Origin of the sequence: Thioalkalivibrio sp. ALE19 (genome assembly GCF_000428605.1) — a bacterium.
GTDB lineage: Bacteria > Pseudomonadota > Gammaproteobacteria > Ectothiorhodospirales > Ectothiorhodospiraceae > Thioalkalivibrio.
Map to the genome: position 1 here is coordinate 1 of NZ_AUAG01000020.1, position 16,944 is coordinate 16,944.

The window sequence follows — 16,944 nt, forward strand, 5'->3', positions numbered from 1 at the left end:
GGCATCCGGCCGGCTCACCGAATACCCTACCGCCGGGACGGTGTGCATCGCGGGAAGGGCCGTGACGGAGCGTCCGTCGATGTCCATCTGCTCGCCGGCACCCAGCGGACGAAAGCGCAGCGCCGGCTGCTCGGGCGACGGCAGGGCAGTGAAATCGGGCCAGATCACCCAGTTGAAGATGTGGCGCTGCAGGGCTTCCAGGGTCTCCGGCAGGGCGTGCACCGTGACCGGGGGGGGCATCCACCCGGAATACCGTGTCGATCAGCAGTGGCAGGAATGCCACGTGGTCGAGGTGCGAGTGCGTCAGGAAGACGTGGCGAATGGCCTGCAGTTCCTCGAGCTCGAGATCGCCCACGCCGCTGCCGGCGTCGATCAGGATGTCCCGGTCGATCAGGATGGAAGTGGTGCGGCGGCCCGGCCCGATGCCGCCGCTGGCGCCCAGGATACGCACGGAGAGGCTCATTCCGGGCTCCGGCGAAGGGGTATGGGGCCAGTCATCAAGGGAAGATGCGCGTTCATGAGCTGTGGCAAATGACTCGATCAGGGATCTCATTCTAGGCGGCTGCCTGTCCTGCCGCACGCGAAACGGCGCACGGATTGCGGCACCCGTTGCCGAAATGCGATCCGGTCCCGGGAGCACCCGGATGGTCGCCGGGGTTCCCGTGGGCTCGGGTCCCTGCTAGAATGCGCAGCATCTCGAGGGGCGGTAGCTCAGCTGGGAGAGCGTCGCGTTCGCAACGCGAAGGTCGGGAGTTCGATCCTCCTCCGCTCCACCAAACACCTCGCAAAAAGGCCCCGTCGGTCGTAACCGGCGGGGCCTTTTTGTGTGTGTACCCATCCATGACCCCAACAAAAAACAAGAGGGCATGGGGTACGGGTGTCCCGAGGGGCTATATCACCCCGTCGAGTCGGAGGTAGCCGATCAGGAACAGGATCGCCAGCACCCCGGCCAGGGCGTACAGCCAGTTGGACAGGGTCGGATTGTTGGGGCGGCTGAAGAACGCCGCCCACAGCGCCAGCAGGATGAGGACAAAGAAGAAGAACAGAAAGCGCATGCGTCAGGCCCCTTCGGGAACGTCGTAGGGGAGGTCGCACAGCGTCACCGGCGCGCCGTCCGGGGCGCCGCAGCGCAGTTCGGCCTCGGCCGCGTCCACCTTGAGCACCGCCAGTGCGGAGTACTGGCCGTCGGGGTGCAGTTCGGCGGCCACCAGTTCGCCATCGGCCTGATCCGGGTTGCCATCGGCGCGGAATACCGGCATGCCCGGTGTCGGGGGTTCGCCATCCTGGATCGCCAGGCGGAACATGCGCCGCTTGAGCTTGCCGAGGTAGTGCATGCGCGCGACCACCTCCTGCCCCGGATAGCAGCCCTTGTCGAAGCTGATCGCGCCCAGGGCATGCAGGTTCAGCATCTGCGGCACGAACATCTCGGTGGTGGCCTCGAACACGCTCGGGATCCCGGCGAGGATGTCCAGCAGCTGCCATTCGTGCGGGCCCACCGGGGCGCCGCGCACGTTGAGGGCGTCCCACAGCCGACGCATCGCGTCGAAGCCGCCGAACAGTTCGAAACGCGGGTGCACGCCGTGCACGCGCACCGCCGTCACCCCGTCCTTTTCCACGACCTCGTGGATCTCCGCGGGACAGGCGCCCAGGGCGTCCTGCAGCTCCTTCTCGGCATCCGGACCGGACAGGCCGAAGCGGATGCGGCTGTCGCCGGCCTGCTCGATGATCACGTCGGAGCGCAGGACGAACATCTGCAGTCGTTTGGCGACCGGCTCCACGCGATCCGCCGGCATCTCCAGCAGATAGCCGTCCTGAGTGCGCAGGACACGGAACACCGCATAGGTGCGGCCCTTGGGGCTGGCGTAACTGGACAGCTGGGCGTGCCGCTCGTCCACCTGCCGGATATCGTTGCCGAACTGGCCCTGGAGGAATTCGGTGGCATCGGCACCGCGGATCTCCAGCAGCCCGCGATGGGAAAGGTCGCAGATGACATCGCCGTTGACGGCCATCTGCCGTTCACGCTCCGGGTTGCCGTAGTGGACGAGCTCGTCGCCCTCGAATTCGGCACCGGAATCGACAAGGTGTTTCTTCCAGTCTTCGCGCATCACGCATCTCCTGTGGCCGCGGGGGCGGCATTTCCCTGGCGGCCCGATAGTAGACGAACGCCGTGTCGGGTGTCAGGATCCCTTATGTCGCCCATCCGCGCGAGAGGTTCCATGGCCCGGCCGCCGGCTCGACCCGTCTTTCTGGATCTGCGCAGGATCCGCTTCCCGCTCAACGCGGTGGTTTCCATCCTGCACCGCGTGACCGGCGTGCTGCTGATTCTCGCGATCCCCGTGCTGTTGTGGCTGCTGCAGCTCTCGCTGTCCGGGCCCGAGGGTTTCGCCCGCGTGGCCGGCTGGGTCGGTCACCCGCTGGGCCTGCTGGTGCTGCTGGGTGTCCTGTGGTGGCTGCTGCATCATCTTTTCGCGGGCATCCGCTATCTGGCGATGGAGTTCGGGATTGGCGAGGACCGCGAGGGGTCGTTGCGCACCGCGCGCCAGGCCCTGATCGCGGGGATCGTCGCCACCCTGATCGTCTGGGGAGGGCTGTGGCTGTGAGACTCCTGAGCGGACAGCGCGCCTGGCTGCTGCAGCGGATCACCGCGGTGTATCTGGGCGTGTTCAGCGTTCTGATGCTGGGCTATTTCATCTTCTTTGCGCCGGCCGATCATGCCCGCTGGCTCGCTTTTGTCGGGCATCCGCTGGTGGGCCTGCTGACGGCGCTGGGCGTGCTGTCCCTGCTGCTGCACGCCTGGATCGGCCTGCGCGACGTGATCATGGATTACGTCCATCCCTTCGGCACCCGTCTGACGGTGCTGACCCTGTCGGCCACCGGCCTGCTGGTCCTTGGCCTGTGGGCCTTCGCAATCCTGTTCAAGGCATGGCTCTCATGAACGTGACCCGGCGCAAGTTCGACGCCCTCATCATCGGGGCCGGCGGGGCCGGCCTGCGCGCGGCTCTGCAGCTGTCCAACGCCGAGGCCAAGGTGGCCGTGGTGTCCAAGGTGTTCCCCACGCGCTCGCACACCGTGGCGGCCCAGGGCGGGGTGAACGCCGCGCTGGCCAACGTGCTGCCCGACTCCTGGCACTGGCACATGTTCGACACGGTGAAGGGTTCCGACTACCTCGGCGACCAGGACGCGATCGAATACATGTGTCGCGCCGCCTCCAGGGTGGTCTACGAGCTGGACCACTTCGGCGTGCCGTTCTCGCGCCTGGACAACGGCAATATCTACCAGCGTGCGTTCGGCGGGCAGAGCCAGAACTTCGGCCAGGACCAGGCCGCGCGCACCTGTGCCGCCGCCGACCGCACCGGCCATGCGATCCTGCACTCGCTGTACCAGCAGAACCTGCGCGCGCGCACCCATTTCTTCGACGAATATTTCGCGGTGGACCTGCTGCGCGATGCCGAGGGCCACGTGCTGGGGGTGCTGGCGTTCGAGATCCTCAGCGGCGAGCCGATCGTGATCGAGGCCAAGACCACGCTGATCGCCACCGGCGGGGCGGGGCAGCTGTTCCGCACCACCACCAATGCGCTGATCAACACCGGCGACGGCATGGCGATGGCCCTGCGCGCGGGGATCCCGCTGGAGGATATGGAGTTCGTACAGTTCCACCCCACCGGGATCGCCGGGCGCGGGATGCTGATCACCGAGGGTGCGCGCGGCGAGGGCGGCTACCTGGTCAATTCGGACGGCGAGCGCTTCATGGAGCGCTATGCGCCGAACGCGAAGGACCTGGCCTCGCGCGACGTGGTCTCGCGCGCGATCGCCACCGAGGTGCGCGAAGGCCGCGGCTGCGGGCGCAACGCCGATCACGTGTTCCTCGACCTGCGCCATCTGGGCGCGGACACCATCATGCAGCGCCTGCCGGGGATCCGCGAGGCCAGCCAGACCTTTCTCAACGTGGATCCGATCGACGCGCCGATCCCGGTGTTCCCGACCTGTCACTACAGCATGGGCGGGATCCCCACCAACCGCGACGGGCAGGTGGTCGCGCCGGTCAAGGACTCGCCCGAGGACCCGGTGCCGGGGCTCTACGCCGCGGGCGAGGCCGCCTGCGTGTCGGTCCACGGGGCGAACCGGCTGGGTGGGAACTCGCTGCTGGACATCCTGGTGTTCGGCCGCGCCGCGGCCAATCACATCCTCGAATACCTCGAGGAGAACCGTTATCACCGTCCGCTGGACGAATCCGCGGTGGAGGCGGCCATGGCGCGGCTCGCCCGCTGGGATCGGCGGGATTCGGGCACCGGCGAGATCGAGTCGGTGGACGGGCTCAAGCGCGAACTGCGCAAGGTGATGGAGGACCACTGTTCGGTGTTCCGCACCGACGAGGTGATGCGCGAGGGCGTGGAGAAGGTGCGCGAGCTGCGCCGACGCCTGGACCACGCGGTGATCCATGACCACACCCCCACGTTCAACACCGCGCGGGTGGAAGCGATGGAGCTGGAGAACCTGATGGACTGCGCGATCGCCACCATCCGCTCCGCGCTGGGGCGCGAGGAGAGCCGGGGCGCGCATTCGCGCATCGATTTCCCCGAGCGCGACGACCGGCAGTGGCTGCGGCACAGCCTGTATTCGCTGGAGGACGACAGCCTCGACTACAAGCCGGTGCGGACCCGGCCGAATACCGTGGCCTCGTTCCCGCCGAAGGAGCGCACCTACTGATGGAATTCTCGATCTACCGCTTCAACCCGGAGACCGACACGCTACCGAAGATGCAGCGTTTCACCCTGCCCGACGAGCAGGTGGAGCCGGGGATGATGCTGCTGGATGCCCTGCTGCTGCTGAAGGAGCAGGACGACTCGCTGGGTTTCCGGCGTTCCTGTCAGCACGGGGTCTGCGGTTCCGACGGCATGAACATCAATGGCACCAACGGACTGGCCTGCGTGACGCCGCTGGAGGAGCTGGATACCCCGGTGACCCTGCGTCCGTTCCCGGGGATGCCGGTGATCCGCGATCTGATCGTGGACATGACCAATTTCTGGGACCAGTATCGCGCGGCCGAGCCCTGGCTGGTGAACGACAGCCCGGAGCCCGAGGTGGAGCGCAAGCAGGACCCGGCCGACCGCGACGAGCTGGACGGGCTGTACGAGTGCATCCTGTGCGGCTGCTGTTCGGCGGCCTGCCCGTCGTACTGGTGGAACCCGGACAAGTTCCTCGGCCCCGCCGCGCTGCTGCAGGCCGCGCGCTTCATCAAGGACACCCGCGACGAGGCGACCGAGCACCGGCTGGAGCGGCTGGACGATGCCTGGAAGCTGTACCGCTGTCACACCATCATGAACTGCACCCAGGTCTGTCCCAAGGGCCTCAATCCGGCGAAGGCGATCAGCGACATCCGCCGCACCATGCTGAAGAGGTCACTGTGACGGAACCCGACAGCCGCACTCGATGGCGCTGCCGTCGCGGCATGCTGGAGAATGACTGGCTGCTCGGGGAGTTTCTCGCGCAGGGATATGCGCAACTGGACCAGGAGGGTCGCGATGCCTTCGAACGGCTGCTGGATTATCCCGACAACGTGCTCTACGAGGTGGTCATGGGCCGCCAGACCACCGCGGATGCCGGGATAGCCCGGCTTGCCCCGCTCATCCGCGCCGCCGCTGCGGCTGCGCCTGCACCCTGATCCGGGGCTCGCGCGCCGGATCCTCGCCGGTCAGGTGCTGCTGAGCACCGCGGTCGTGCTGTACGCGCTGGTCTACGGCGTGTGGTGGACATGGCCGGCGGCGGGCGTCCTGGTGGCGGCCGCGTTCGGCTGGTCCCGGCGTGGCCGCCAGCCGCACTTCGACTGGCTGGGCTGCACCGCGCACGGGCGCTGGTGGCTGGCCACCGCCGAGGGCCTGCGCCAGGAACGCATTCACGATATCGAGATCCTGCCGGACACCCGGGTGTTCGCGACCCGTGTGGTGCTGCGCTATCGCCCCGCTGGTGGGGGGCGCCCGGGGACCCTGTGGCTGTACCCGGGGCGGGTGGATGCGGACGACCTGCGCCGGTCGCGCATGCGCCTGCGCTGGCCCGCGCCGGGGCCTGCGGAATCCGGGGAGCCGGTGAGGCCTCGCGACGTGATCGCGCGCGGCGTTGCTATACTGACCGCACTGCGAGCTAGCGGAGGCCGGATCATGGCGGGAGATCAAACGCGTCCCGACAACGCACAGGTCATGGTGGACGTGTCGCACCTGCTGAAGGACGACCCCGATCACGTCTACAGCGAGGAAGAGCTGGACGCGATCGAGGAGCTCGATCCGGAGCTGGCGCTGCGCCTGGACCGGGCCCAGACCCATGCGGCCCGGGAACAGGCCGACGTGCCGGCCGACGGCCCCATCGACGAGGACGCGGTGCGCGAGGCCATCGAGGAGGCGCGGCGCATCATGATGCAGGATGGCGGCGACATCGAGTTCGTCGAGCTGGACGGGCGCACCGTGCGCGTGCGCCTGAAGGGGGCCTGCGTCGGCTGCCCGCGTTCCACCCTGGATCTCAAGAATGTGGTCGAACGCCTGGTGCGCTCGCGGGCGCCGGGCGTGGCCTCGGTGGCCAATACCTTCTGATCCCGCTGACCCCCCGCTGCTGACCCGGAGCCCCGCTCAGGGCCGGGTGTCGGCAGGCGTTTCCGCGTCCGTGTCCGTGGCCGGCCGCCGCCGCGGGATGCGGGCGAGGGTGGCCTTCAGGGCCTGGCGCTGTTCATGCCGTCCCTGTCTGTCCAGCGGCGCGAAGCGCAGGGCGTTGTAGTGCCGGGCGAAGGCCTCCAGGGCTTCGCGGTCCTGCGGGCGCGCGGCCGCCACGCGCCGCACCCAGGCATCCACGCTCTCGTGCGGCTGGTGCGCCAGGCCCGCACCGCGCAGGCGCCGGGACAGCCGGTACAGGGCGCGCTGCGCCGGATCCCGGCGCTCGCGTCCGCGCAGCAGCAGCCACAGCGCGACCCCGGCGGCCAGGGTGCCGAAGCTGACCCCCAGCGCGATCAGCACGCTGCGCCAGTCGCGCGGGTCCAGGCCAAAGCGCTCGAACAGCCGCTGCTGACGCTCGGGGGTGAAGGCCAGTACCCAGGTCTCCCAGCGAAAGCCGATGAACTCCCGCCAGTCCTGCAGCTCGAAACGCGCCTGCTGCAGCCAGGAGAGGCCCTCGCGGCGCAGGAAGTCCGGCGTCTGCTCGCCCTCGGAGGGTGACAGGCCCTGCAGTCCCTGCTCGATGCGCTCGGGCGCGATCGCCGCGGTGGGGTCGACCCGCCGCCAGCCCTCGCCGTCGATCCAGACCTCGTTCCAGGCATGGGCGTCGGCATTGCGCAGGCGCAGATAGCCACCGCGTTCGCGCCACTCGCCTCCGTGATAGCCGGTGACTACCCGCGCGGGGATGCCCGCCGCCCGCATCAGCACCGCGAACGCCGAGGCGTAGTGTTCGCAGTAGCCGGCGTGGGTATCGAAAAGGAACGCATCAGTGTGATCGCCCGTCGTCTGCGGTGGCTGCAGGGTGTAGCGGTAGGGTTCGCCGGAGAAACGCGCCAGGGCGGTTTCAATGATGGCGCGCGGGTCGTCGTGCGTGGCCGTCCAGAGCCCGGCCTGGGCGCGGGCCTGCGGCGCGGCGCCCGGGGGCAGCGCCAGGGCCCGCTCGCGGGTCTCGGGGTCCAGGGCGGGGACGTTGGCGTCGCTGCCCGGGGGGCGCGTCAGATCGGCGCTGGCAGTGTACTGGATGCGTCCGGTGATGCGCTGGTCGCGGATGACCTGATGGTTCGCGCGCAGCTCGGCATCGTCGGGCAGGCGGGCGGGATATTCCAGAACCGGCAGGTAGCGGGAACGCGTGGGCTCCAGCGTGACGGTGTAGTCGACGGTATCGCCCTCCACCGCGGGCGGCTCGATCGAAGAATCTCCGCGATCGGCCCGCCACTGGCGGCCGTCGAAGTCGGTCATCACCATGCTCCGCCAGTATTGTGCGCGGGTCGGCGGGATCTCGCCGTCGAATTCGACCCGGGCGGCGACGGTTTCGTCCTGCAGCAGTTCGGCCATGTCGCCGGGGTTCATCTCGTCGGACAGGCCGGTCTGCGCGGTGTTGTCCCGGTCCTCGCGATCGCCCCAGAGCGGCCCTTCGATGCGCGGGAAGACGATGAACAGGATGAGCATGAACGGCAGGGCGTGCACCAGCATGGTCCCGGCGCGGCGGGCCAGATAACCCGGCGTCAGCGGGCGGGCGGCGTGCAGCTGCACCAGGGCCGCGGTCAGCAGCAGCGCCCCCAGCAGCGACCACAGCCCGATCCAGAAGGCCTGGTCGAAGAAATACGTGGTGACGATGACGAAATAACCCAGAAACAGCGCAATGACCACGTCGCGTCGGCTGCGCGCCTCCAGCAGCTTCAGGGCGATCATCACCAGCAGCAGCGCGCTGCCGGCCTCCTGGCCGAACAGGGTGCCGTAATGTGCCAGGGTCATGGCGCCGGCCCCCAGGGCGAGGAGGCTCATCACCCACAGCGAGGGCGCGCGGGTCCCGCGCCAGTGCACCCAGCCGCGCAGCAGCACGGCCAGGGCCATCAGCAGGGTCACCCAGGCCGGCTGGTACCAGGCGTGCGGCAGCGCGGCCACGGGCAGGGCGATCAGCGCGATGCCCAGCCCGCGCAGTTCGTCGCGCGGCGGGCCCGGGCGGGTGAGCCAGCCCTCCCTCATGCTCCGTCCTCCAGCGGCAGGGGTGCCGGGGCGGTGCGAAAACGCGCGAGTGCCTGCAGGCAGTGGTCACGATGTTCCGGGCCCTGGCCGGGGTCGATGCGCTGGCCCGGCAGACGCAGGCCCCAGACGCGCTCCTGCGCATGGGCCTCCAGCACCTGATGGCAGAGCATCGACAGGCGGGTCTCGGTGTCGCCGTGGGGCAGTGCGTCGTAGTCGAACCAGAGGTCGTCCTGTACCCCGCCGGGGCTTTCGCGCACGTGCAGCTTGCCGCTGCGGGCATAGGCCTTCCAGATGATGCGGCCGGGCGGATCGCCGGGGCGGTAGGGCCGGATGTGGTCGGGCGGTTCCTCGGACTGTCCGCGGGCGCCGGTGTCCTCGTCGCCGTCGCCGTGTCCGGCCAGGGCCCGGCCCGGGTCCACGGGCGACGGATAGACCAGGATCTCGGCGTCCAGATTGAGCCAGCTCCAGGCCTCCAGGACCCCCAGCGGGAAGCGCGTGTCCACGCGCTGGCGCGGCAGGCGGTAGACCCCGCGCGGCACGGCCGGCAGCACGATGCGGGCATCGCTCCGGCCACCCGCGGGGATCGCGACCGGTTCGCAAGCGTGTGCACCGACCCGCACGGTAATGGCTTCGCGCCCCCGGCCGTCGGTTTCATGAAGTCGCAGTTGCGCTTCGGGCGCGCTCCCGGCGAACACCGGGGCGATCGGCAGCGGGCGAATCTCCAGTCCCAGCAGGTTGCGATGGGTGTACCAGATGGCGTTGTGCCCGATCCCGGCCAGCAGGAAGGTCAGCAGGAACGCCATGTTGTTGGCGTAATTGATCGAGCCCAGCAGCATGATCAGGATGATCCCGAGCAGGGTGTAACCGGCGCGGGTGGGCAGGATGTAGATGCGGTCGCGCCCCAGCCGCGCCTGCTCGCCATCGTGCGCGTGGCGGCGGTTGATCCAGCGGATCGCGTCGTCGCGCAGGCGCTGCCAGGCGCCGCGCAGGCGTCGCCGGTGATTCAGCGGCTGGGCACGCATTCCAGCAGGGCCTCCACGGTGCGGCCGGGATCCTGCGGCTCGCGGGCGCGCACGCGGTGGCCGGCCACCGCCGGCAGGACCCGGGCGATGTCGTCGGGGGTGATGTAGTCGCGCGCGTCGAGAAACGCGTGGGCACGTGCCGCGCGCAGCAGGCCCACGCCGGCACGCGGCGACAGGCCGTGGGCAAAGCGGGCGGTATCGCGGCTGGCAGCCACCAGCTCCTGGAGATAGTCGAGCACCTTGGAATCGGCGTGCACGGCATCCACGGACGCCTGCCACTGGGCCAGCTGTTCCGGCGTGGCCATGGTGTCCGGGGCCGGGTGGCCGGTGTCCCCGCGGCGTTCCAGCAGGGCGCGCTCGGCCCTTGGGTCGGGGTAGCCGAGTTCGATGCGCATCAGAAAGCGGTCCAGCTGCGACTCCGGCAGCGGATGCGTGCCGACCTGCTCCTCGGGGTTCTGGGTGGCGATCACGAAGAACGGCTCGGGCAGGTCGCGGGTCGCGCCTTCCACGCTGGCCTGGCGTTCTTCCATGGCTTCCAGCAGGGCGCTCTGGGTCTTCGGCGGTGCGCGGTTGACCTCGTCGGCCAGCAGCACCTGGGTGAAGATCGGTCCGGGATGGAAGCGGAATTCGCCGCTGCCCTGTTCGAACACCGACACGCCCAGCACGTCACCCGGGAGCAGGTCGCTGGTGAACTGGACCCGGCGATAGTCCAGATTCATCGCGCACGCCAGTGCGTGCGCCAGCGTGGTCTTGCCCACGCCGGGCAGGTCCTCGATCAGCAGATGGCCGTTGGCCAGCAGGCAGGTGAGCGCCAGACGGATGGCGCGGGGCTTGCCGAGCAGGATCTGGTTCAGGGCCTGTTCCACCCGCTGCAGGGCGTCCGTTCCCGAAGACATGGCGTTCTCGCGTTATGGGGGAGTTGCAGAAGAGTTTGTAGCGGCCGGATGGTTCCCCTGTATCTGCAGAGTGTCCCCTGCGCTCCGGCGCGGCTACCATGGTCGCGCACGAGTCGGGAAAACGGCATGGACACAGCGTCAGGGGCCCAGCGGCCAGCCTTCCAACATGATGCCACAGACGGGCCGTCCCCCGGTCTGCGCCTGTCGGGCAGCCTGGACACCGCCGCGGTGGAACGGTCCTGGGGCCCGCTGCGCGATCGCGTGCGCCTGCTGGCGCGCGAGGCGGGGGCCGGGACCCTGCCCGTGGATGTCACCGGCCTGAGCTATTGTGACGGCGCCGGGGCCGCCCTGCTGCACGCGCTGGAACGCGATGCCGCGGCCGGGGGGGTGACGCTGGAGCTGGTCGGCGCCACACGCATGGTCGAGGAGCAGCTGGCTCCGTATCGTGAGCTGGATGCGGTGACGCCCGCGCGCGGTGAGGGCCGCAGCGACTGGCGCAGCCGCTGGACGAACGCGGTCGGACAGGTGGGACGCGCGGGCTGGGAGCAGATGGCGTTCATCGGCGAACTGGGCCGTGCCCTGTGGGCGGCGCTGCGCCATCCGCGGCAGGTACGCTGGGGCGATACCTTTCGCGTGGCCGAGGTTGCCGGGTTCCAGGCGCTGCCGATCGTCTCTTTGATCGCCTTCCTGATGGGCGTGATCCTGGCGTTCCAGTCGGCGATCGCGATGCGTCAGTTCGGCGCGGAGATCTTCGTGGCCAACCTGGTCGCGGTGTCGCTGTTCCGCGAGCTGGGCCCGCTGATGATGGCGATCCTGCTGGCGGGGCGCTCGGGGGCGGCGTTCGCCGCCGAGATCGGGACCATGAAGGTGAACGAGGAGGTGAATGCCCTGCAGACCATGGCTCTGGATCCGGTGCGCTTCCTGGTGGTGCCCAAGGTGCTGGCGGGCATCCTGGTCGCGCCGCTGCTGGCGCTGTACGCCAATCTGATCGGCCTGCTGGGTGCGGCGCTGGTGCTGCAGGGCTTCGGCATCCCGTGGGTTGCGTTTCTCAACCAGGTGACCGGCGCGGTGTCGCTTTCGGATCTGTTCTCCGGATTGTTCAAGGCCGGGGTGTTCGGCCTGCTGGTGGCCAGCGTTGGCTGCCTGCGCGGCCTGCAGACCGGCAACGGCGCGGCGGCGGTGGGCGGCTCCACCACCAGTGCGGTGGTTACGGCGATCATCCTGATTGTGGTGTTCGACGGCCTGTTCGCGGTCCTGTTCTATCACCTGGGGGTGTGAGGCATGGCGCAGTCCGATACGGATCCGGTGATCCGGGTGGAAGGCCTGACCATGGGCTTCGACGATTTCGTGCTGATGCGGGATCTGAACTTCGAGGTCCGCCGTGGCGAGATCTTCGTGATCCTCGGGGGCTCCGGGAGTGGCAAGAGCACGCTGCTCAAGCACATGATCGGGCTGTATACCCCGCAGGCCGGAAGGATCTGGATCGGCGACGCGGATATTGCCCACGCCGACGGCGAGCGTTTCGAGGCCATCCTGCGGGGCATGGGGGTGATGTATCAGATGGGGGCGCTGTTCGGGTCCATGACCCTGCTGGAAAACGTGCGCCTGCCGCTGGAGGTTCACACCGCTCTGCCGCGTCCGGCGATGGACGCTGTGGCTCGCGCGAAGCTGCAGCTGGTGGGGCTGGGCGCGTTCGCGGATTTCATGCCCTCGGAGATCTCCGGCGGCATGCAGAAACGGGCCGCGATCGCGCGGGCCATGGCGCTCGACCCCTCGGTACTGTTCCTGGATGAACCCTCGGCCGGGCTGGATCCGATTACCTCGCGCGAGCTGGATCGGCTGATCCGGCGGCTCGCGCGCAGCCTGGGCATGACCATCGTGATCGTGAGCCACGAGCTCGCGAGCATTTTTGCCATCGCCGACCGCGTGATTATGCTCGACAAGGAAACCCGGGGCATCGTCGCCGACGGGGATCCGCGACGCCTGCGCGAGGAGTCGACACACCCCTGGGTGCGGCGCTTTCTGGGCGGCGACCAGGACGAAGCAGCCAACGGCGAGGAGACCTCCGCATGAGTGCCCGACAGCATTTCCGGCTGGGCCTGTTCATCCTCGGCGGGCTCGCCGCGCTGGTGATCATCCTGCTGATTGCGACGGCGGGGAATTTCTTCCGACCGTCGATGATGATCGAGACGTACATGGATTCGTCGGTGCAGGGACTGGAGGTCGGCGCCCCGGTGAAATTCCGCGGGGTCCAGATCGGCGAGGTCACCCGGCTGGGCTTCACCTCGGTGGAGTACGAACAGGATGTTCCCCCGGCGGAACGCAAGCGCTACGTGCTGGTGCGCGCACGCCTGTGGCCGGACCGTTTTGCGACCACGCCGCAGGAAGCCCTGTTCGAGGACGATGTCCTGGAGCAGCTGGTCGAGGCCGGGCTGCGGGTGCGCATGGCGGCCCAGGGCATCACCGGCATGAACTACCTGGAGGCGGACTTCGCCGATCCCGCGGAACACCCGCCGCTGGACCACCCCTGGGATCCGGAGTATGCCTATCTGCCGTCGGCGCCCAGCATCACGATGCAGTTCATTGAGTATGCCGAGAAGCTGCTGGAACGCATCGACGATATCGATATCGAGGGCGTGGTGGGGAATCTCAACAGCCTGCTGGTCAATCTCGACGACACCGTGTCGAGCATCGACGTGGAGGGCATCGCCGGACGGGCGGACGACCTGATCGGCGAACTGGAGACTACGGCCACCAGCGCCGAGCGCATCATGGAATCCGTCGAGAATCTCCTCGACCATCCCGATACGCAGGCCCTCCCGGGCGAGACCCGCGAGACCATGCGTCAGCTGAGGCGCACCGCGGAACAGGCCGAGATCGGCGAGCTGGTGGCCCGGATCGAGGGTATGGTGGAACGCCTGGATCGCGGCGTGGAAGTGAACGAGGCGAAACTGGCGGAGACCCTGGAAGAGCTGCAGAGCACCACGCGCAGCCTGCGCAGCCTTTCGGAAGACGTGCGGCGCAATCCGGCGGGCACCCTGTTCGGGGCGCCGCCGCCGCGCAGTATCATGGACCGGGACAACCGGGGAGAGGAACGCTGATGACACGGGCGCTACTGCTGGCGGTGCTGGCCGCATTCCTGCTGGGGGGCTGCGGCCTGCTGGCCGAACGCGAACCGGTGGAGCGGGCGTGGTTCCTGCTGGAACTGCCGGAAGACACCGGGCCGCCCGCAGCCGATGCCGGGGCGCCCGTGGCGGTGGAGCTGGGCTCGGTGCGAGTGGCCCCCGCCTATGCCGAGAAGGGGCTGGTGTACCGCCTGGGGCCGCACGAGTACGAATCGGACTACTACAACGAATGGTTCCTGCGTCCGGCGGAACAGGTGGAACAGCTGCTGCGCGAACGCTGGACCCGTGGCGACGGCGCCGTGGTTCTGGTGGACGACGCCCGCGCCGCGCGGGCGGCCGGGCAACCGGTGGTGGAACTGCACGTGCTGGTCACGGCCCTGTACGGTGACCTGGATACGCACAGCGGCCGCGATGCCGCACGCGTGGGGCTGCGGACCCGGCTGGGTGGTGCTGATCGGACCGAGCTGGCGCATTTCGAGGCCACCGAAGCCCTGCAACAACGCTCGCCCCGGGCCCTGGTGGCCGCCCTGTCCCGCGGCATGGCGGCCAGCCTCACGGACCTCGAGGCGGAACTCCAATCCTTCGCGCGACAGGAGGCGGACGGATAATGGCCGACCCGCAAGCCACGGTGTATGACTTCGAAGTGACCCGCGCCGACGGCGGGCGGCAGCGGCTCGGCGAGTACCGCGGCGAGGTGCTGCTGATCGTCAACGTCGCCTCGCAATGCGGCTTCACCCCGCAGTACGAAGGGCTGCAGGCGCTGCAGGATCGCTATGGCGAACGCGGCTTCCGGGTGCTGGGGTTCCCCTGCAACCAGTTCGGTCGCCAGGAGCCGGGCGATGCCGACTCCATCCGGGTCTGCGGTCTGCGCTTTGGCGTGAGCTTCCCGGTGTTCGCCCGCATCGAGGTGAACGGGGAGGACGCCGACCCGCTGTTCCGCCACCTCAAGACGGCCGGCCCCGGTGCCCTGGGCACGCAGCGGATCAAATGGAACTTTACCAAGTTTCTGGTGGGGCGGGACGGCCGCGTGATCCGGCGCTTCGCCCCCACGCGGCGCCCGCAGGATCTGGCCAGCGCCATCGAACGGGCGCTGGACGAGCCCGCGCCCGCCAGCGCCGCATGAGCGAGCAGGATGACGTGCGCTGGATGGAACAGGCGCTCGCACAGGCCGAGGCCGCAGCCGCAGCCGGCGAGGTGCCCGTAGGCGCGGTGCTGGTGGATGCCGAAGGCAACGCCCTCGCGGCGGCCCACAACGCACCCATCGCCAGCCGTGACGCCACCGCGCACGCCGAGATCCGCGCCCTGCGCGCGGCCGGGGAGCGTGTGGGCAACTACCGCCTCCCCGGCACCACCCTCTACGTGACCCTGGAGCCCTGTTCCATGTGCGCCGGCGCCATCATCCACGCCCGGGTGGCGCGGCTGGTGTACGCGGCGGCCGATCCACGCACCGGGGCCACCGGCAGTGCCATCGACCTGATCCACCATCCGGCCCACAACCACCGCGTGGCGGTCACCGGCGGCGTGCTGGCCGAACGCGCCGCGACCCAGCTGCGCGACTTCTTCCGCGCCCGTCGGCGCAACACGCCCGCCGTCGGGAACGAAGATGGCGCGCCGCCCGAACCCGATCCGCAAAGGAGAACTTCATGATCCGAATCCGCCACATCCTGCTGGCCCTGCCGCTGGCTGCGGGCCTGCTGGTCACGGCCGTTGCCGCGAACGAGATCCACAGCGTGGAAGCCCTGAATCAGGCACCGGAAGAGCTTGAGGGCGAGACGGTGCGCCTGGAAGGCATCATCGCGCAGGTCAACAAGGACATCATGGGCCGTAATTTCCTGCGACTGGTGGACGGCACCGGCGAGCCCGGCGACTTCATTACCCTCACCAGCCAACAGACCGCCGATCCGGGTGACCGAGTGCGGGTGGAAGGGGTCTACGTGCTCGAAAGGGACTTCGGAGCCGGTTACGTCTACCCGGTCCTGATCGAACAGGCCCGCCTGGAGGATGCGGAAGATTGACGGTTGAATTCAGGGGCCTTGACGTAAGCGCAGGCACAGCCCATAGTGAAATCGTTCCCGCTCTGCTCCGGCATCGGGCATTCGAGACTACGCAAAGGTCCGCCCAGCGTAGCCGACTTGGGCAACGGCGATGACAAGTCAGCCTGAGTCGCGTTCAAGCCCCCTTCCTGGGGGCTTTGTCATTTCTTGGGCTCAGATGTGCGGGGCAACGTGTCCTAGATTAAGTCCATGCATGACGCAGCCGTATATTTCTCGCATTCGTTCTTTGCTAAGGCATCGGGTGAAGTACATTCGTTTCCCCGTGCGAGAGTCGCGTTTCCCGAGCTTTATGAGATCCAAACGGTGGAAACCCACCGAATAGACCATATCGCCCTTAACCCACGATGATTGCTCCTGGAATCGCCCCAGCTGAGGCAGCGCTGCGCGTGGTAATTCCAGGTGAAAAGGCATTATCGGGTCCGGCCGTTTCGTGCTTAGAGCCACTACGGTCACGAGATTAGGACGACCCTGCATAAGTGGGGACAGAACGACGACCGGGCGCCCGGACTTGACCATTTCCGGGTTCTTGAACCCGGCAGAGAAATCGCAGAGCAAGATCTGCCCGACTTTTGGGTGAATTGTTATCGCCATGCGACGACGATACCGAAAGTCGCCCAAAGCAGCCATCAATGTAGGGTTTTTGCTTGGCGGCGTTTGGGAACAAACCTGAAATTGGCCGGTGCATTGGCTGTCCGCCGTCGCACTGCTTCATCGCGACGTCCTTATGCAGTCACTCGGTCCTGGCCTGAAGCGATTATCTGAAGCTGCGCCACTCCTGAAGCTTGAGCGGCTCGGATGCATCCTGCCAGCCGCCGACATGAACCCCGAATTGCCGAATTCGTGGCACCACTCCGGTGCGGCCTGAGCTTCTTCTTTGGTATCGAACGGGCAGGCCAAGGGCACACCCAGCGGACGGCTACCGTCGGGGAGGTCCCGATCCAGCGCGACCCAGTGGGTACCGGTGTTCCGGCAGCGGGTGCCTCGCGCGGTGGCCGCCTGGCAGCGGTGGGATGATGCGTGTGAACGGATTCCGAACTGTCACACAACTGGCACACGGGTAAGTTATCGGGTGACCGACAAGCACATAAGTGATTGAAAAATTGGAGCCGGTGACAGGAGCCGAAGCGGTAGCGTAAGGCATTGAGTCCAGAGGCTTTTGGTTCGCC

At 68.2% G+C, this 16,944-nt stretch carries 20 protein-coding genes, 1 tRNA gene and 1 pseudogene; 15 read left to right on the top strand and 7 right to left on the bottom strand.

Going from position 1 to position 16,944, the window contains the following annotated elements:
• A pseudogene (locus tag F787_RS15635) lies at positions 1-397 on the bottom strand (3',5'-cyclic-nucleotide phosphodiesterase); the annotation flags it as partial.
• On the opposite strand from F787_RS15635, the gene F787_RS17165 reads away from it, so the two are divergent.
• Both F787_RS17165 and F787_RS0108750 read left to right on the top strand, forming a co-directional pair.
• Entirely contained in the window at positions 284-535 is a 252-nt protein-coding gene (locus F787_RS17165) for a hypothetical protein (protein WP_231373424.1), read from the top strand. The pseudogene F787_RS15635 and the gene F787_RS17165 sit on opposite strands and share 114 nt — an antisense overlap.
• Positions 536-700: 165 nt before the next feature.
• Positions 701-776: transfer RNA gene (locus F787_RS0108750), tRNA-Ala, on the top strand.
• A gap of 114 nt (positions 777-890) precedes the next feature.
• Here the strand turns inward: F787_RS0108750 and F787_RS17030 are convergent.
• Together F787_RS17030 and F787_RS0108760 are read right to left on the bottom strand one after the other, a co-directional pair.
• Positions 891-1,055 carry a hypothetical protein gene (locus F787_RS17030; RefSeq protein WP_018870432.1) on the bottom strand — a complete coding sequence of 55 codons (165 nt, stop codon included), beginning with the start codon at positions 1,053-1,055 and terminating at the stop codon, positions 891-893.
• Positions 1,056-1,058: 3 nt separating this feature from the next.
• Entirely contained in the window at positions 1,059-2,105 is a 1,047-nt protein-coding gene (locus F787_RS0108760) for a folate-binding protein YgfZ (protein WP_018870431.1), read from the bottom strand.
• 111 nt (positions 2,106-2,216) lie between these two features.
• On the opposite strand from F787_RS0108760, the gene sdhC reads away from it, so the two are divergent.
• Genes sdhC through F787_RS0108790 form a run of 6 tightly spaced genes read left to right on the top strand, consistent with a single transcriptional unit; the run spans position 2,217 to position 6,581 of the window.
• Positions 2,217-2,600 carry a succinate dehydrogenase, cytochrome b556 subunit gene (gene sdhC, locus F787_RS0108765; RefSeq protein ID WP_028491922.1) on the top strand — a complete coding sequence of 128 codons (384 nt, stop codon included), beginning with the start codon at positions 2,217-2,219 and terminating at the stop codon, positions 2,598-2,600.
• On the top strand, positions 2,597-2,935 hold the full coding sequence (sdhD, locus tag F787_RS0108770) for a succinate dehydrogenase, hydrophobic membrane anchor protein (RefSeq protein ID WP_028491923.1): 339 nt from the start codon (positions 2,597-2,599) through the stop codon (positions 2,933-2,935). The genes sdhC and sdhD overlap by 4 nt, the downstream gene beginning before the upstream one ends.
• Positions 2,932-4,707 (top strand): succinate dehydrogenase flavoprotein subunit, encoded by a 1,776-nt coding sequence (sdhA, locus tag F787_RS0108775; protein WP_028491924.1) that lies wholly within the window; start codon positions 2,932-2,934, stop codon positions 4,705-4,707. Before sdhD ends, sdhA begins: the two co-directional genes overlap by 4 nt.
• Positions 4,707-5,408, top strand: coding sequence for a succinate dehydrogenase iron-sulfur subunit (locus tag F787_RS0108780; RefSeq protein WP_028491925.1), 702 nt, complete (start codon positions 4,707-4,709; stop codon positions 5,406-5,408). Before sdhA ends, F787_RS0108780 begins: the two co-directional genes overlap by 1 nt.
• A 41-nt stretch (positions 5,409-5,449) precedes the next feature.
• Positions 5,450-5,662, top strand: coding sequence for a succinate dehydrogenase assembly factor 2 (locus F787_RS0108785; RefSeq protein WP_019569941.1), 213 nt, complete (start codon positions 5,450-5,452; stop codon positions 5,660-5,662).
• Positions 5,616-6,581 carry a NifU family protein gene (locus tag F787_RS0108790; RefSeq protein ID WP_028491926.1) on the top strand — a complete coding sequence of 322 codons (966 nt, stop codon included), beginning with the start codon at positions 5,616-5,618 and terminating at the stop codon, positions 6,579-6,581. The genes F787_RS0108785 and F787_RS0108790 overlap by 47 nt, the downstream gene beginning before the upstream one ends.
• Positions 6,582-6,617: 36 nt before the next feature.
• On the opposite strand, the gene F787_RS0108795 is transcribed toward F787_RS0108790, so the two are convergent.
• From F787_RS0108795 to F787_RS0108805, 3 genes are read right to left on the bottom strand one after another with little or no spacing between them, the layout of a single operon-like run.
• On the bottom strand, positions 6,618-8,681 hold the full coding sequence (locus tag F787_RS0108795) for a DUF3488 and transglutaminase-like domain-containing protein (RefSeq protein WP_028491927.1): 2,064 nt from the start codon (positions 8,679-8,681) through the stop codon (positions 6,618-6,620).
• A complete protein-coding gene (locus F787_RS0108800; RefSeq protein ID WP_028491928.1) occupies positions 8,678-9,703 on the bottom strand; it encodes a DUF58 domain-containing protein in 1,026 nt (341 codons plus the stop codon). Before F787_RS0108800 ends, F787_RS0108795 begins: the two co-directional genes overlap by 4 nt.
• Positions 9,685-10,599: a MoxR family ATPase gene (locus F787_RS0108805; RefSeq protein WP_028491929.1), complete on the bottom strand. Its 915-nt coding sequence runs from the start codon at positions 10,597-10,599 to the stop codon at positions 9,685-9,687. Before F787_RS0108805 ends, F787_RS0108800 begins: the two co-directional genes overlap by 19 nt.
• Before the next feature lie 126 nt (positions 10,600-10,725).
• On the opposite strand from F787_RS0108805, the gene F787_RS0108810 reads away from it, so the two are divergent.
• From F787_RS0108810 to F787_RS0108840, 7 genes are read left to right on the top strand one after another with little or no spacing between them, the layout of a single operon-like run.
• Positions 10,726-11,877 carry an ABC transporter permease gene (locus F787_RS0108810; protein WP_028491930.1) on the top strand — a complete coding sequence of 384 codons (1,152 nt, stop codon included), beginning with the start codon at positions 10,726-10,728 and terminating at the stop codon, positions 11,875-11,877.
• 3 nt (positions 11,878-11,880) lie between these two features.
• Entirely contained in the window at positions 11,881-12,672 is a 792-nt protein-coding gene (locus F787_RS0108815) for an ABC transporter ATP-binding protein (protein ID WP_028491931.1), read from the top strand.
• Complete coding sequence (locus F787_RS0108820) at positions 12,669-13,700, top strand: MlaD family protein (protein ID WP_019589448.1); 1,032 nt, start codon at positions 12,669-12,671, stop codon at positions 13,698-13,700. The genes F787_RS0108815 and F787_RS0108820 overlap by 4 nt, the downstream gene beginning before the upstream one ends.
• Positions 13,700-14,332 carry a membrane integrity-associated transporter subunit PqiC gene (locus F787_RS0108825; protein WP_019569952.1) on the top strand — a complete coding sequence of 211 codons (633 nt, stop codon included), beginning with the start codon at positions 13,700-13,702 and terminating at the stop codon, positions 14,330-14,332. The genes F787_RS0108820 and F787_RS0108825 overlap by 1 nt, the downstream gene beginning before the upstream one ends.
• The gene (locus F787_RS0108830) at positions 14,332-14,847 is read left to right on the top strand and encodes a glutathione peroxidase (RefSeq protein WP_028491932.1); all 516 of its coding nucleotides are present in this window, start codon (positions 14,332-14,334) and stop codon (positions 14,845-14,847) included. Before F787_RS0108825 ends, F787_RS0108830 begins: the two co-directional genes overlap by 1 nt.
• A complete protein-coding gene (tadA, locus tag F787_RS0108835) occupies positions 14,844-15,371 on the top strand; it encodes a tRNA adenosine(34) deaminase TadA (protein WP_028491933.1) in 528 nt (175 codons plus the stop codon). The genes F787_RS0108830 and tadA overlap by 4 nt, the downstream gene beginning before the upstream one ends.
• Positions 15,368-15,739: a hypothetical protein gene (locus tag F787_RS0108840; RefSeq protein WP_042805828.1), complete on the top strand. Its 372-nt coding sequence runs from the start codon at positions 15,368-15,370 to the stop codon at positions 15,737-15,739. The genes tadA and F787_RS0108840 overlap by 4 nt, the downstream gene beginning before the upstream one ends.
• Before the next feature lie 192 nt (positions 15,740-15,931).
• On the opposite strand, the gene F787_RS17340 is transcribed toward F787_RS0108840, so the two are convergent.
• The gene (locus F787_RS17340; protein ID WP_196801926.1) at positions 15,932-16,405 is read right to left on the bottom strand and encodes a type II toxin-antitoxin system PemK/MazF family toxin; all 474 of its coding nucleotides are present in this window, start codon (positions 16,403-16,405) and stop codon (positions 15,932-15,934) included.
• Between the last annotated feature and the right edge of the window lie 539 nt (positions 16,406-16,944).

Bases quoted from the DNA above. Each gene is read 5' to 3' on its own strand.
- F787_RS17030 (WP_018870432.1), bottom strand. From the start codon at position 1,055: ATGCGCTTTCTGTTCTTCTTCTTTGTCCTCATCCTGCTGGCGCTGTGG.
- F787_RS0108760 (WP_018870431.1), bottom strand. From the start codon at position 2,105: ATGCGCGAAGACTGGAAGAAACACCTTGTCGATTCCGGTGCCGAATTC.
- sdhC (WP_028491922.1), top strand. From the start codon at position 2,217: ATGGCCCGGCCGCCGGCTCGACCCGTCTTTCTGGATCTGCGCAGGATC.
- sdhA (WP_028491924.1), top strand. From the start codon at position 2,932: ATGAACGTGACCCGGCGCAAGTTCGACGCCCTCATCATCGGGGCCGGC.
- F787_RS0108780 (WP_028491925.1), top strand. From the start codon at position 4,707: ATGGAATTCTCGATCTACCGCTTCAACCCGGAGACCGACACGCTACCG.
- F787_RS0108785 (WP_019569941.1), top strand. From the start codon at position 5,450: ATGCTGGAGAATGACTGGCTGCTCGGGGAGTTTCTCGCGCAGGGATAT.
- F787_RS0108795 (WP_028491927.1), bottom strand. From the start codon at position 8,681: ATGAGGGAGGGCTGGCTCACCCGCCCGGGCCCGCCGCGCGACGAACTG.
- F787_RS0108800 (WP_028491928.1), bottom strand. From the start codon at position 9,703: ATGCGTGCCCAGCCGCTGAATCACCGGCGACGCCTGCGCGGCGCCTGG.
- F787_RS0108805 (WP_028491929.1), bottom strand. From the start codon at position 10,599: ATGTCTTCGGGAACGGACGCCCTGCAGCGGGTGGAACAGGCCCTGAAC.
- F787_RS0108810 (WP_028491930.1), top strand. From the start codon at position 10,726: ATGGACACAGCGTCAGGGGCCCAGCGGCCAGCCTTCCAACATGATGCC.
- F787_RS0108815 (WP_028491931.1), top strand. From the start codon at position 11,881: ATGGCGCAGTCCGATACGGATCCGGTGATCCGGGTGGAAGGCCTGACC.
- F787_RS0108820 (WP_019589448.1), top strand. From the start codon at position 12,669: ATGAGTGCCCGACAGCATTTCCGGCTGGGCCTGTTCATCCTCGGCGGG.
- F787_RS0108825 (WP_019569952.1), top strand. From the start codon at position 13,700: ATGACACGGGCGCTACTGCTGGCGGTGCTGGCCGCATTCCTGCTGGGG.
- F787_RS0108830 (WP_028491932.1), top strand. From the start codon at position 14,332: ATGGCCGACCCGCAAGCCACGGTGTATGACTTCGAAGTGACCCGCGCC.
- tadA (WP_028491933.1), top strand. From the start codon at position 14,844: ATGAGCGAGCAGGATGACGTGCGCTGGATGGAACAGGCGCTCGCACAG.
- F787_RS0108840 (WP_042805828.1), top strand. From the start codon at position 15,368: ATGATCCGAATCCGCCACATCCTGCTGGCCCTGCCGCTGGCTGCGGGC.
- F787_RS17340 (WP_196801926.1), bottom strand. From the start codon at position 16,405: ATGGCTGCTTTGGGCGACTTTCGGTATCGTCGTCGCATGGCGATAACA.